Source organism: Tenacibaculum sp. DPLXC6 (genome assembly GCF_056815515.1).
In genome coordinates, this window is record NZ_CP141806.1 from 2,677,973 (window position 1) to 2,692,185 (window position 14,213).

The 14,213-nt window shown below is 31.6% G+C and carries 16 protein-coding genes; 10 read left to right on the top strand and 6 right to left on the bottom strand.

All coding sequences use genetic code 11. The features are described from left to right. Window positions 1–15: 15 nt before the first annotated feature. The 4 genes from mce to VCM48_RS12150 are packed head-to-tail and all read right to left on the bottom strand — an operon-like array spanning window position 16 to window position 2,320. Window positions 16–420, bottom strand: coding sequence for a methylmalonyl-CoA epimerase (gene mce, locus VCM48_RS12135; protein WP_099215711.1), 405 nt, complete (start codon window positions 418–420; stop codon window positions 16–18). Between the two features lie 30 nt (window positions 421–450). Beyond that, a complete protein-coding gene (locus VCM48_RS12140; protein WP_482270674.1) occupies window positions 451–993 on the bottom strand; it encodes a hypothetical protein in 543 nt (180 codons plus the stop codon). Window positions 994–995: 2 nt separating this feature from the next. Next, the gene (locus tag VCM48_RS12145) at window positions 996–1,667 is read right to left on the bottom strand and encodes a hypothetical protein (RefSeq protein ID WP_482270675.1); all 672 of its coding nucleotides are present in this window, start codon (window positions 1,665–1,667) and stop codon (window positions 996–998) included. Between the two features lie 59 nt (window positions 1,668–1,726). Next, the gene (locus VCM48_RS12150; protein ID WP_482270676.1) at window positions 1,727–2,320 is read right to left on the bottom strand and encodes a DUF2589 domain-containing protein; all 594 of its coding nucleotides are present in this window, start codon (window positions 2,318–2,320) and stop codon (window positions 1,727–1,729) included. A gap of 367 nt (window positions 2,321–2,687) precedes the next feature. Here VCM48_RS12150 and VCM48_RS12155 point away from each other — a divergent pair, with 367 nt between their 5' ends. The 7 genes from VCM48_RS12155 to VCM48_RS12185 all read left to right on the top strand — a co-directional run bounded on the left by VCM48_RS12155 (window position 2,688) and on the right by VCM48_RS12185 (window position 7,992). Next, window positions 2,688–3,317, top strand: a complete 630-nt coding sequence (locus tag VCM48_RS12155; RefSeq protein ID WP_482270677.1) for a hypothetical protein — start codon at window positions 2,688–2,690, stop codon at window positions 3,315–3,317. Between the two features lie 272 nt (window positions 3,318–3,589). Further along, window positions 3,590–4,288, top strand: coding sequence for a hypothetical protein (locus VCM48_RS12160; protein ID WP_482270678.1), 699 nt, complete (start codon window positions 3,590–3,592; stop codon window positions 4,286–4,288). A 14-nt stretch (window positions 4,289–4,302) separates the two neighbouring features. Beyond that, window positions 4,303–4,914: a hypothetical protein gene (locus tag VCM48_RS12165; protein WP_274640813.1), complete on the top strand. Its 612-nt coding sequence runs from the start codon at window positions 4,303–4,305 to the stop codon at window positions 4,912–4,914. An 80-nt stretch (window positions 4,915–4,994) separates the two neighbouring features. Then, window positions 4,995–5,636, top strand: coding sequence for a sensor histidine kinase (locus VCM48_RS12170; RefSeq protein ID WP_482270679.1), 642 nt, complete (start codon window positions 4,995–4,997; stop codon window positions 5,634–5,636). A 53-nt stretch (window positions 5,637–5,689) separates the two neighbouring features. Then, window positions 5,690–6,334 carry a response regulator transcription factor gene (locus tag VCM48_RS12175; protein ID WP_440120693.1) on the top strand — a complete coding sequence of 215 codons (645 nt, stop codon included), beginning with the start codon at window positions 5,690–5,692 and terminating at the stop codon, window positions 6,332–6,334. Window positions 6,335–6,355: 21 nt separating this feature from the next. Continuing rightward, the gene (gene rbfA, locus VCM48_RS12180) at window positions 6,356–6,751 is read left to right on the top strand and encodes a 30S ribosome-binding factor RbfA (RefSeq protein WP_047789979.1); all 396 of its coding nucleotides are present in this window, start codon (window positions 6,356–6,358) and stop codon (window positions 6,749–6,751) included. A 38-nt stretch (window positions 6,752–6,789) separates the two neighbouring features. Beyond that, window positions 6,790–7,992 carry an ABC transporter permease gene (locus VCM48_RS12185; protein ID WP_482270680.1) on the top strand — a complete coding sequence of 401 codons (1,203 nt, stop codon included), beginning with the start codon at window positions 6,790–6,792 and terminating at the stop codon, window positions 7,990–7,992. Between the two features lie 9 nt (window positions 7,993–8,001). Here VCM48_RS12185 and dusB read toward each other — a convergent pair whose 3' ends face one another. After that, window positions 8,002–9,003 (bottom strand): tRNA dihydrouridine synthase DusB, encoded by a 1,002-nt coding sequence (dusB, locus tag VCM48_RS12190; protein WP_482270681.1) that lies wholly within the window; start codon window positions 9,001–9,003, stop codon window positions 8,002–8,004. Window positions 9,004–9,068: 65 nt separating this feature from the next. On the opposite strand from dusB, the gene VCM48_RS12195 reads away from it, so the two are divergent. The 3 genes from VCM48_RS12195 (at window position 9,069) to lepA (ending at window position 13,374) form a co-directional block, all read left to right on the top strand. Then, entirely contained in the window at window positions 9,069–9,821 is a 753-nt protein-coding gene (locus VCM48_RS12195) for a prolipoprotein diacylglyceryl transferase (protein WP_482270682.1), read from the top strand. Next, window positions 9,802–11,193 carry a radical SAM protein gene (locus VCM48_RS12200; RefSeq protein ID WP_482270683.1) on the top strand — a complete coding sequence of 464 codons (1,392 nt, stop codon included), beginning with the start codon at window positions 9,802–9,804 and terminating at the stop codon, window positions 11,191–11,193. The genes VCM48_RS12195 and VCM48_RS12200 overlap by 20 nt, the downstream gene beginning before the upstream one ends. 384 nt (window positions 11,194–11,577) lie before the next feature. Then, window positions 11,578–13,374, top strand: a complete 1,797-nt coding sequence (gene lepA / locus VCM48_RS12205; protein WP_047789984.1) for a translation elongation factor 4 — start codon at window positions 11,578–11,580, stop codon at window positions 13,372–13,374. 111 nt (window positions 13,375–13,485) lie between these two features. On the opposite strand, the gene VCM48_RS12210 is transcribed toward lepA, so the two are convergent. Then, window positions 13,486–14,184: a zinc metallopeptidase gene (locus VCM48_RS12210; RefSeq protein ID WP_099215729.1), complete on the bottom strand. Its 699-nt coding sequence runs from the start codon at window positions 14,182–14,184 to the stop codon at window positions 13,486–13,488. Between the last annotated feature and the right edge of the window lie 29 nt (window positions 14,185–14,213).

Here is a 14,213-nt window from a genome sequence, read left to right on the forward strand (position 1 = left end):
ATTTTTAAACTGTTCCTATTCTTCTATCTCTTGGCATAACTCAATAAGTACACCATTGGTAGTTTTAGGATGCAAAAAAGCTACTAGTTTATTATCGGCTCCTTTTTTAGGAGTTTCATTCAAAACAGTAAAACCTTCACCTTGTAAACGTTTAATTTCTTCTTTTATGTTATCAACTGCAAAAGCAATGTGATGAATTCCTTCTCCTTTTTTTTCTATAAACTTTGCTATAGGGCTCTCGGGCTTTGTAGCTTCTAATAATTCAATTTTATTAGGGCCAGATTTAAAAAATGAAGTTTTTACACCTTCGCTAGCAACTTCTTCAATTTTATAATGAGATTCTCCAAAAAGAGAAGCAAATAACGAGTTAGATTTTTCTAAATCTTTAACGGCTATACCAATATGTTCAATTTTGTTCATAACGTAAAAGTAAAAAATATAGCGAACTATCTATAAACTTTCTATTGCTATTTTTTCAGCCATAATAATAAGTACGTCTGATTGATTTATCATTGAAAGTATTTGTGAGCTAATTCCTTTAAGTTGTTCATGATTGCAGCAAAACCTCCAAACTTGTTCTAGAAATTGCGTAAAATCTTCATTTGTATCGTATTTAAACTGCTTGGTTTGGTAAATTACTGCTAAAAGTTGCTCTATCAAGGTTGTTGAATTATCTAAAATGGTAGCATAGGGAGTGTATACTTCCCATAAGTCTTGTTGAGCTTCTGTTAATGTTGATGCTCCTAATTGTAGAGTCTCTTTTTTCTTATTTCTACTATCAGGGATAAATGAACTTAACATGGCTCTTTTAACTGCAAATTTTGATGACTCTGGTAAGTTGAGTGCTTTTAAAACTTCTTCAGTAGCTAACAACCAATTGCGAATATTTTTAGTGCTTTGTGTATTTTTTTTCTCAATTTGATTCGCCAATTCATGTATTTCATTCAATTGAGTTTTGAGTTGATTGGTTATTTTTGTAATTGATTTTCTCATAACTATTCTGGTAATAGTTTGGTTTCTCTTACACCATCTTCATTTTCTGAAGTATACCACTCCATACCTTCTTCATTTAAAGTCATTTTAATCTGAACTATATTTTCAGGTTTGATTTCGTTTAGTTTATGAGCTTCTACAATAACTTTCGTGTTTTTTTGTGTTATTTGTCTACTTTTAATAGATGGTCTTAATTCTGAATTAAGTTTTTTAACCAATACATCGTAACTAACTTTTTCATTATAAATAGAGATAAACTCTTCAGATAATTGTTGTGAAAATCTTGATAATACAGGATCGATTTCACCAGTTGCTTTTATATTTTTTTCAAGTTCATCTGTTCTTTGTGCTATTACTGAACGAAGTATAGTAGACGTTTTTCTGTCAAAAGAAGTAATTTTTGAAGCATCTTTTAAAATTGTATAGGTTTGTGAATTGAAAGCAACATTATCAATAGGTTCGTAATCGGCTTCATAAGCCTCTTCTAATTCTCCAATTGCTACAGGAATGGTGAGTTCAATATTTTGTGCTTTAAAACGAGGAATAGAAAAATGTTTCAAGAGTTCATGACGTGAAAACTTCTCAGCAATCTCTAAAGATTTCAAATCAGACATTAAACGTGCTTCTGCAATGCTGGTGGCGATTCCCCCTAAATATTCATTTAAATTTATCATAATAAAAATTTTTAAAAAGAGGTTGTACGGTTTGGTACGGTACAACCTCGTTATCAATGTTAAGCTACAGCAGCAATACTGTCCTCTAGCATATTTAAAATTCTACTTAACCCTTCAGGTAATTCGTCGTTTACGGCACGAACTTTTACCCCAAGATTATATGTTTTATCAACCTTAACGCCTTGAGATGTGTTTCTTTTGTAAGATGCAGAAGCTTTAAAGTTTACAATTTTGTAATTGATTCCTAGTTCTGCACTAGCTGCAAACTCAGACGATACGTTTCTTGTTTCAGTAGAACTCAAGCGCGCATTAAAATCAATGTTTACTTCATCAATACGAATTGATGGAATGGTAAGCATTGTTAAAAATGGTACTTTGATTTCAATTTCACTTTTTATGAATTTTTGATTTTCAGGACCAATGGCTTCACTTGAATCATAATCAGGGTTAGGTACTGATTTTTCATATTGAAAATCAACATAACGTAATGAATCTGGATTAGCAGGGTTATTGTCTTTTTCAAAACCTACTTCTTTAATAAAATTTACAGTGGCCATAGAAGCTGCTGTTTGTGCTTGTATTGCAGCCTGTAAAGGACCTCCAACATATACGTTGAAGTCTAAACTGTTTAATTCTGGAACTAAATTTGGCATATTTTTTATTTTGTGTACCTACTCTGTTTATAATTAGGCTTTTCGGTGTTCGCCTAGTATTTCGAAATAACTGAAGGCAAAGTTGAATGAAATTTAGAGTAGATTTTCGAGGAGTAGAACTGTAAAAGTGTTGTGATAGCCCTAGGTTTTAAAGGAGATTTTTCTCCTGTGTATTTTAGGGAATAAAAGTTTTTGTTTTGTATAGTTATTATTATTATTATTATTAGATTTGAAATGCTATGAAAAATTTAATAAAAATCACTTCTCTACAATCTTGTATTACAGGTTGTTTTATGTATTTCCGAAGGTACACCGGTTTTTGTCAAAGTATCAATAGCACAAAAGTTTAATTTAAAAATTTATAAAAATGAAAAATTATGTATTGCCATTAATGGCGAGTGCAATTTTATGCCTAGTATCTTGTAGTCAAGATAAAACAGAAGACGTATTGGTAGAAAAAACAGTAAAAACTGCAAAACCACAAAATTTGCTTATGTATAAAGAAATGGTGGCTATGTTGGAACATTATGATGAAACAAGAAAGCCTGTTTTGGAAAAAGCATTGGGATATGAAGATACTCGCATTAACTTTTATACTATTGAAACTTTAGAAACATATTTAGCATATATGAAAAAAGTATCTGAAGAAAAAGGAATAAAACTAACAGGTATTAATATAGTATCGGCGTCGTATCCAGAATCAACAAGCCATGGAACTCCAAATTATCAAACAACAATGTTTATGCCTACGACTGAAATTAACGGTAGAAATATAGCTTTTGCTCCTGAAGTTTCTTCTGAAAATAAAATTGTAACCATGAAAGAAATGCTAGGAAGCTATGGTTACAATTGGGTATATGACAGTAAAGAAGATTATGAAAACCGTAATACTATAACTAAAGAGTTAAAATCAAATTTGCTAAACAGAGAACAGAAAGGAGATACTGAAAGTGGAGCTGGTAACTGGGGCAGTTTAGAGCCACCATACGCAGATTAATAAAAGATTTTTATTAGATAATAATAAAGCCTTCTACATCGTAACTATATGTAGAAGGTTTTGAACTTTTAAAAAGAAAAAAACAAGAGTATATGCCATGAAAAAACAAGAGTTAAAACATTTGTATGGTTTAGGGGTTTTTCCTGTTTGTGGGTTATGGAAGGATAAATAACTAGTTGATAACTCAGGTTTTAAAGGGTTTCTGAGTAATTCCGTTTTTTTTATTAAGAAATAAGCCGTTATATTTAGAAAATCAAAAAATCAATTTTATTATGAAAAACACTAACCAACTTAAATTATTATTGTTAACTCTTGTAATGAGTTTTGCTATTTCATGTGATAAGATAAATGGCAATAAATGTGATTGTGACGATTGGCAGTCTCAAGTGCCAGAAGGTACTTTTTGTTACTCTGATGAAGGAAGAACAAAAGAAATGCTAAACTATAAGGAAGTTATTCAAATGCTATCAAGTTATGATAGAACAAGAATTGCGCCACTAGAAGAAGCTTTAGGATATGAAGATACACGTGCTAACACATTTGACTTTGTGCAATTTAAAAAGTATTTGGGGCACGTAGAAAACCTAAGTAAAAAAGCAAAAATTAAAATAACAGGAATCAGTTTTATATCTACAGCTAAAGAAAATCATAAGGATACAGGTAAAAGCTATAGCAGTCTAATTTATATTCCTACGACTACAATTGATGGAAAGCAAATAGCTTTTGACCCTGTGCAATCCGCAAAACAAGGAAAATTAGTAACGTTTAAAGAAATGCTGGCAAAGCATGGATATAAATGGATATATAATACTAGAGAAGAGTTTGAAAAAGGGAAGAGAGATGATTATAACTATAGAGTAAAAACAGTGAGAGAAAATAAAGCTGGGTTTATGTTTGCTTCACCTCAAGATGATGAGTTGTTAAGTGGGGCAGGTAATTATGGGCATTTAGAACCACCTTACGCCAATTAATAAATAATTATTTTATGCATCTATTTGACGCACCTTTATATTCACAATTATTAGCAGCTTTATTAAGCAGTATTCTTTTATTGAAAAAAAGAACATTTTTTATAAAGGTATTAACATTATATCTAGTTATTACTTTTGTTGTTGAATTAATAGGGACGTATTTGAGTAGTATTAGAGGAGCAAATTTTAGGCTTTACCATTATTATGCTATCTTTTCTTACTTTACAGTATTTATTCTATTTAGGAGCGTTTTAAAAGAAAAAAAATATTTGAAAATTGTCTATGTATTACTAGTATTACTTGTAATTCTATGGGGATTGACTTTTTTTGATAAAAATTATATGCATTATACTGCTATGTTAGGATCTCTGTGTATAGGAGGTTTGATTTTTTTGTACTTAAGGGAGTTATTATTATCAAATGAGATTGTAAATTATAAAAAGCTGTTACCATTTTGGGTTTCAGTAGGATTTCTTGTTTTTCATTTACCAGCCATTCCATTTTTTAGCTTTTGGAGTTATATGAAAAATAGAGATCTAGTACCTATCTTACATGCGTTAATTGTTTTAATGAATATTATTATATCTTTTGGTTTAATATGGAGCAGCAGGAAGGTAGGATATTAATAGTTACAACAATTGTAATAATAATAATAATTGTTTTTTTAGTGACATTGTTTACGGTTTTCCAAAATAGAAAAAACAAGTTGCTACAAGAACGAGATAAAAATAAAAAACGATACGAAAGAGAAATTGCTGAGACTCAAATAGAAATAAGAGAAGAGACTTTAAGGAATATTAGTTGGGAGTTGCATGATAATATAGGGCAACTCCTAACTTTAGCTAAAATACAGTTACAACACGCTTCTCCTGAAAGTATGGAAGAAATCTCTGAAATTATAGCAAAAAGCTTAACGGAAGTAAGAGCGTTGTCAAAAATAATTAACCCAGATTTTATTAATAATATAAAATTAAAAGATGCATTAAATTTAGAAGTAGAGCGGTTTAATAGGTTAAACTATATTGATGCTAAATTAACAATTACAGGAGAAGAGCAAGAGGTTAACCAAAAACATGGAATAGTTATTTTTAGAATTCTTCAAGAGTTTTTTTCTAATACTATAAAACATTCTAAAGCATCTAAACTGGAAGTTTTTTTAACTTATAAAGAAGAATCAATAGAGGTAAAAGCTCAAGATAATGGGGTAGGTTTTGACATGGAAAGAGTGAGGTTAAAAGGTTTAGGATTACAAAACATAAAAGCCAGAGCCAAGCTAATTAACGCAGAGACTAAGTTTATGTCAGAGCCCCAAAAAGGCACAAGTTTAATAATAAATTACTATATTTAAAGAACCTTAGTGTATTTCCCCAACAACTAATAACCAATATAACCCACAAAATTATGAAATACTCAGTTGTTGTTGTAGATGATCATACGTTATTGTCACAAGCTATTGAAGGTATGGTAAATACTTTTGATAAATTTAAGGTGCTTTACACTTGCAAAAATGGTAAAGAAGTCGAAGAAAAGTTTTTGGCATCGCCTAAAAACATACCAGATTTAGTTTTAGTAGATGTAAATATGCCAGTGATGAACGGTATTGAAACTACAGAGTGGATAGTGAATAACTACCCACAAGTACATGTTATGGCATTGTCTGTAGAAGATGCTGATGGTACTATTTTAAAAATGTTAAAAGCTGGTGCTGTAGGGTACTTGTTAAAAGATACCAAAAAAGAAATCCTAGAGAAAGCGTTGTTAGAAATGATGGATAACGGATTTTATCACACCAAAAATGTTACCACGCTATTGTTAGATTCCGTTTCAGGGAAAAATTCAAGGAATAACTTTGCCTTTAAAGACAATGAAATAACTTTTATGAAGCTTGCATGCTCGGAATTGACGTATAAAGAAATAGCTGAAAAAATGTTTTTAAGTCCAAAAACAATCGATGGTTATCGAGACAGTCTATTTACAAAGTTAAATGTAAGAAATAGAGTAGGCTTGGTTATGTATGCGATAAAAAATAAAATTTACACTCCGTAATTTTATGCTTAAATTTGCAACATGGAAGAAACAAATAGACAGCGAAAAATAGCAGGAGTGTTGCAACAGGATTTAGTAGACGTTTTACAACGTGCTGCTCAAGATGGAATGAAGGGAGTGATTATATCGGTTTCTAAAGTTTCGGTTACTGCCGATTTGGGAGTGGCAAAAGTATACTTAAGTGTATTCCCTTCAGAAAAAAGAGACGAAATTATTGAAGGAGTAAAATCTAATACACCTTTAATTCGTCATGAATTAGCACAACGAACAAAAAATCAATTACGAAGAATGCCAGAATTGCTGTTCTTTGGAGATGATAGTTTGGATTATATTGAGGATATTGACAAGTCTTTAAAAGGAGAAGATGTCGACCCAATAAAAAATCCAGATGTTTTGCCTCGTCGTCAAAAACGTTAATAATTTTTGTTACATTGGCTAGCTAAATTTATTAATGCTTGAACTTTTCTTTATACATAGCTAAACGATACTTGTTTTCTAAAACAAGTACCAACGCAATTAATATTATTACAGCAATAGCTGTTTTTGGTGTTGTAGTAGGTACCTTGGCTTTGTTTGTTGTATTGTCTGGTTTTTCAGGATTAAAAACTTTTAGTGATTCATTACTTAATGCATCAGATCCAGATATAAAAATTACGGCTTCTAAAGGAAAATCTTTCCAATATACACAAGAAATAGATAATGTTTTAAAACAAAATGAAGAGATAGATGCTGCTTCAAAAGTAGTAGAAGAACGTGTTTTTTTAAAGTATAAAGATAAAGAGCATATTGCCCAAATTAAAGGGGTTGATTCAAATTACTCAAAAATTATTCCGACAGATTCTTTGCTAACAGTAGGTACTTGGATTGATGAAGAATATAAAAATACGGCAGTAGTAGGATATGGAATATCTTATAAACTATCGTTGGGTATTTTTAATTTTGGTGAAGCACTTCAAATTTTAGTGCCAAAACCAGGAAAAGGATTTATCAATGCAAATAATGCTTTTCGATCGGTTTCAACACAAATAGTAGGTGTGTATACAGGATCTGAAGAATTTCAAAATAAATATGTATTTACTGAGGCATCACTTGCACAAGAGTTATTAGGTTACGATAATAACCAAATAACAGGAGTTGAGTTACGCTTAAAAGAAGGTGTAAATCTCGATACATTCCAAGAGGATTTACAAAAGATTTTAGGAGATAAGTTAAAGGTACAAACACGTACACAGTTAAATACGTTGTATTATAAAGTAATAAATACTGAAAACTTTATCTCATATTTAATTTTTACGTTAATTGTAGCTATTGCTTTGTTTAATGTGATAGGGTCAATTATCATGATGATTATTGATAAACGTCAAAATCTAAAAACTCTCTTTAACTTAGGAAGTAGTATAGAGGATATAAAAAAGATATTTGTATTACAAGGTTTCTTGTTAACACTCGTGGGAATGGGGATAGGAATTGTTCTAGGTGTAATTATTGTATTAATGCAACAACGCTTTGAGTTGTTAATGATTACACAAAATTTAGCATACCCAGTAGAGTTTAAGTGGTTAAACTTACTAGTAGTAGTTGTTACAATTTCAGCTTTAGGATATTTAGCAGCAAAAATTGCAAGTTCTAGAATTTCAAAAAGTTTTATTGAACGATAAAACGTTAACTTATCCTATTTCAGGAATTGTTGCATTTCCAAACTTAGTTTGTACCTCGTCAAACGCAGCAAAAACATCTTTAGGATCATCAGAAGTAACCATTTTCATTCTGTGCTCTTTAAAATGTGGAATTCCCTTAAAATAGTTTGTGTAGTGTCTTCTCGTTTCTACAACACCTAAATGTTCACCTTTCCAATCTATAGCCATTTCTAAATGACGGCGTGCCATATCAACACGTTCAGAAATAGTTGGTTTAGATAAATGTTCACCAGTTTTAAAATAATGTTTTACTTCATTAAAAAACCAAGGGTATCCAATAGAAGCACGACCAATCATACAACCATCTAGTCCATATTTGTCACGCATTTCCATAGCTCTTTCAGGAGAATCAACATCACCATTTCCAAATACAGGAATATGCATTCTAGGATTATTTTTCACTTCAGCAATAGGAGCCCAGTCAGCATTACCTTTATACATTTGAGCACGTGTACGTCCATGGATAGAGATAGCTTTACATCCCACATCTTGCAAACGTTCGGCAACTTCAACAATTCTAATAGAATCATGATCCCAACCTAAACGAGTTTTTACAGTAATAGGTAAGTTTGTGTGTTTAACCATGGCCTCAGTAAGAGAAACCATTAAATCAATATCTTTTAAAATTCCAGCTCCAGCACCTTTAGAAACTACTTTCTTAACAGGACAACCAAAATTAATATCAATAATATCCGGATTTGTTTTTTCAACAATCTCTACAGAACGTAACATCGAGTCTAGATTAGCACCAAAAATTTGAATTCCAACAGGACGTTCTTTTTCGTAGATATCTAATTTCATTACGCTTTTAGCAGCATCGCGAATTAATCCTTCCGAAGAAATAAATTCAGTATACACTACATCAGCACCGTTTTCTTTACATAAAGCTCTAAACGGTGGATCACTCACATCTTCCATTGGCGCTAACAATAGCGGAAAATCAGGAAGTTCTATGTTACCTATTTTTATCATGCTGCAAAGTTACTTTTTTTTGAGTAATTACGTATATTTCGTCTTTTAACTCACAAACTTTTTTATTGAAACTACCTTTTGAGCCCATTTTGTTCGGTCACACGGTTAATATTCATCTTATTTTAGAATATTTAGCATTCTTTTTAGCTTTTCGTTATTATGTTTTTTTACGTAAAAAAAGGAAAGATTATATTTCTTCTAATAACAGATTGTCAATTATTTTAGGAGCTGCTGTAGGAGCTTTTATTGGTTCTCGTATAGTAGGAGTATTAGAAAATCCTTTAGTAACTTTTTCAGCAAGAAACATCATTCAATTATTGAATGTAAAAACTATTATGGGAGGTTTATTTGGAGGTTTATTAGGTGTAGAAATTGCGAAAAAAATAATAGGAGAAACGAAATCATCTGGTGACTTGTTTGTATTGCCAATAATTACTGGAATTTTTATAGGGAGAATAGGGTGTTTTCTTTCAGGAATTAATGAGTTTACCTATGGAATTGAAACTACTTCTTTTTTAGGTATGGATTTAGGGGATGGAGTGTTAAGGCATCCAGTTGCATTATATGAATTAGTGTTTTTAATAATGTTGTTTATCAGTTTAAAATACATACAAAGGAAATGCCAATTACAATCAGGAGAACTTTTTAAGATTTTTATGTTGGCATACTTTGGTTTTCGCTTTTGTATAGAGTTTTTAAAACCCAATACCTTTTTTGTGTTAGGGTTAAGTACTATTCAAATACTATGTATAGTTTGTTATGTATATTACACAAAATTTATAATTCTAAAAATAAAAAATGCCAGAAAGAAAATATAACTACTATGATTTTACATTGAGCTTGTGCCCTGAATGTTTAAAAAGAGTAGATGCAAAAATTGTTTTTGAAGATGACAAGGTTTATATGCTTAAACGCTGTAGAGAACATGGAAATTCAAAAGTGTTAATAGCTGATGATATTGAGTATTATAAAAATATCAGAAATTACAACAAACCTAGTGAGATGCCTTATACGTTTAACACAAAAACAGATTATGGATGTCCTTACGATTGTGGTTTGTGTCCAGATCATGAACAACATTCGTGCTTGACTGTTGTTGAGGTTACGGACAGGTGTAACTTAACTTGCCCTACTTGTTACGCTGTCTCATCACCTACTTATGGACGCCACCGAACTTTAGAAGAAGTAAAAGCGATGTTAGATGCTGTGGTGAAAAATGAGAAAGAACCCGATGTGGTACAAATTAGCGGAGGAGAACCAACTATACATCCACAGTTTTGGGAAATTTTAGATTACGCAAAATCGCTTCCAATTAGGCATTTAATGTTAAATACAAACGGAATAAAAATAGCTAAAAATCTTGCTTTTGCAGAACGTTTGAAAACGTATACACCAGATTTTGAAGTATACTTACAGTTCGATTCTTTTGAAGATAATGTGCTGAAAGAATTAAGAGGAGCAGATTTAAATAGTATTCGTAAGCAAGCACTTGATAACTTAAATAAGTTAAATTTATCAACAACTTTAGTAGTAACTCTTCAGAAAGGGTTAAATGATCACGAAATAGGGAAAATTATCGATTATGCCTTGCAGCAAAAATGTGTGAGAGGAGTTACTTTTCAACCAATACAAATAGCTGGAAGGTTAGAAAGTTTTAATCCAGAAACAGATAGAATGACGCTTACAGAAGTCAGAAGAAAAATCATGGAACAAACTGATGTTTTCAATACTGACGATTTAATTCCAGTACCTTGTAACCCTGATGCTTTGGTAATGGGGTATGCTCTTAAGTTGGGAGGAGAAGTGTTTCCGTTAACACGCTATATTAATCCAAACGACTTATTAGATAATAGTAAAAACACGATTATTTACGAGCAAGATGAAGCCTTGCATGGAAAAATGATAGATTTATTTAGTACAGGGAATTCTGTTGAAGTAGCAGAAGAAAATTTAAAATCAATAATGTGTTGTTTACCAAATATTGATGCGCCAGAGTTAGGATATGACAATTTATTTAGAGTTATAATCATGCAATTTATTGATGCTTATAATTTTGATGTACGAGCGGTAAAGAAATCATGTGTACACATAGTAGATAAAGACAATAAAATTATTCCTTTTGAGACAATGAATCTCTTTTATAGAGATGATAAAAAAGAATATTTAGAAAAGTTAAGACAAGAAATATAAGAAAAAGGATATGGTATTTTTAGAAGTAGGCGATCTTTCAGGCTTATTCGTAATTATAGGTTTAATTATGTTTGGTCCACCCGTGTTACTAGCTGTTATTGGAGCAGCTATTAGAAAAAAAAGTAAAACAGCCTCAAAAATATTTTACATACTAGCAGTTTTATATCTGATAATCGGATTAGGTATATGTGGTGGTATACTTAGTTAAATAAGTTAAAAATGATGTTTAATTTTCGCTATTTATTTTGTTTGTAGTAGCCTGCAAATAAAGTATCTTTGCAAATTACAAGTAGTTAGAATTACGACGAATGAATCCATGATAGGTATTGAGTAAACAAAAGTTTATGTTGCATATCTAGAAATGGCTTGAGAAACTTTATATTGATGAAGAACATTAGAAATTTTTGCATTATTGCACATATTGACCATGGTAAAAGTACCCTTGCAGATAGATTGTTAGACTATACGGGGTCAGTTACTGAGCGTGAAAAACAAAATCAGTTACTTGATAACATGGATTTAGAACGTGAGCGTGGAATTACCATTAAGTCACACGCCATTCAAATGGATTATGTTTATGAAGGTGAAGATTATATACTAAACCTAATTGACACTCCAGGTCACGTAGACTTTTCTTATGAGGTTTCTCGTTCTATTGCAGCATGTGAAGGAGCATTATTAATTGTAGATGCGGCACAAAGTATCCAAGCACAAACTATTTCTAACCTGTATTTAGCGTTAGAAAATGACTTGGAAATTATTCCAGTATTAAATAAAGTAGATCTGCCTTCAGCTAACCCTGAAGAAGTAACAGATGATATTGTTGATTTGTTAGGGTGTGAGCCAGAAGATGTAATTCACGCAAGTGGAAAAACAGGTTTTGGAGTAGATAATATTTTAAAAGCGATTATTGAAAAAATTCCTGCGCCTAGTGGAAATCCTGATGCACCTTTAAAAGCATTGATTTTTGATTCAGTATACAATTCATATAGAGGGATTGAAACTTACTTTAGAGTAATTGATGGTTCTATCAAAAAGAATCAACAAATAAAGTTTATGGCTACTGGTAGACAGTATGGAGCAGATGAGGTAGGAACTTTGAAATTAAGTCAAGTTGTAAAAAACGAAATAAAAACAGGTGATGTTGGGTATTTAATAACAGGAATTAAAGCAGCAAAAGAAGTAAAAGTAGGTGATACTATTACAGATTTTGCAAATCCAACTACAGATAGAATTGAAGGGTTTGAGGATGTGAAACCAATGGTATTCGCTGGAATTTATCCAGTAGATACTGAAGATTATGAAGAGCTTCGTGCTTCGATGGAAAAACTCCAGTTAAATGATGCTTCATTGGTATTTCAACCAGAAAGTTCAGCAGCACTTGGTTTTGGTTTCCGATGTGGATTCTTAGGAATGTTACACATGGAAATTATTCAAGAGCGTTTAGAGCGTGAATTTAATATGACGGTAATTACTACAGTACCTAACGTAAGTTACCATGCATTTACGAAGAAAAATCCAGATGAAGTTATTATCGTAAATAACCCATCAGATTTACCAGATCCATCAAAATTAGATAGAGTAGAAGAACCATTTATTAAAGCTTCAATTATTACCAAGGCTGATTTTGTAGGACAAGTAATGTCACTTTGTATTGAAAAAAGAGGACAGATTGTAAATCAAACCTATTTAACTCCAGAGCGAGTTGAATTAATTTTTGATATGCCATTGGCAGAAATCGTTTTTGATTTTTATGATAGATTAAAAACGGTGTCTAAAGGTTATGCATCGTTTGACTACCATCCAATAGGAATGCAAAAATCGAAATTAGTTCGTGTAGATATGTTACTTAACGGACAAATTGTTGATGCACTTTCAGCTTTATTACATGATAGTAATGCGTATTCAATAGGAAAACGTATCTGTGAGAAGTTAAAAGAACTGATTCCAAGACAACAATTTGATATTCCTATTCAAGCAGCAATTGGAGCAAAAATTATTGCTCGTGAAACGGTAAAAGCTTTACGTAAGGATGTTACGGCTAAATGTTACGGAGGAGATATTTCTCGTAAACGTAAATTATTAGAAAAGCAGAAAAAAGGTAAGAAACGTATGCGTCAAGTAGGAAACGTAGAAATTCCACAGCAAGCGTTTATGGCAGTATTGAAGCTGAATGACTAGTCTTTAGAGTAAAGATCGTAGAGAAGAGAATAATAAAAACCCATTTTGATTTTATCAAAATGGTTTTTTAATTGTTGTTACATTTTCAAGCTGTATATAATACACTGAAAATTAATCTCTATTACCTAAAACTTGTAAAGCCCAATATAATAACATAGCTAAAGAACCTAGAGCAGCTACTAAATATGTTCTTGCCGCCCATTTTAAAGCGTCTTTAGATCCAGCTAATTCTTCACGAGTAACCATGTTTTTATTCTCTAACCAAGCTAAGGCTCTATTACTTGCATCATATTCAACAGGTAAGGTTATAAAGCTGAAAATAGTACCTAAAGCCATAAAAGCTAAACCAGCTAGTGCTATATAAAAACCAATACCCGTACTACCAGAAGCAGCACCAAAAGCAATACCACCAATTACCATCCATTGAGAAAAACGTGAGGTAATGCTTACCATAGGTACTAGCTTAGAACGCATTTGTAAGTATTGATAAGCTCTAGCATGTTGTACTGCATGTCCAACCTCGTGTGCAGCAACTGCGGCAGCGGCAGCATTTCGTTGGTTGTATACAGCTTCACTTAAGTTTACAGTTTTGTTTTGTGGGTTATAATGATCTGTTAACCTACCTGGTGTAGAAATTACTTGTACATCAGAAATTCCATGGTCAACTAGCATTTTTTGAGCAATTTCGGCACCACTCATTCCGTTTCGTAAATGAACTTGAGAGTATTTTTTAAACTTGCTTTTTAACGTATTACTCACTAACCAACTGAAAAGAGATATAATACCAATTAGAATATAAAATCCTATCATAATCTATATAGTTTTAAAATTTTGTGTCA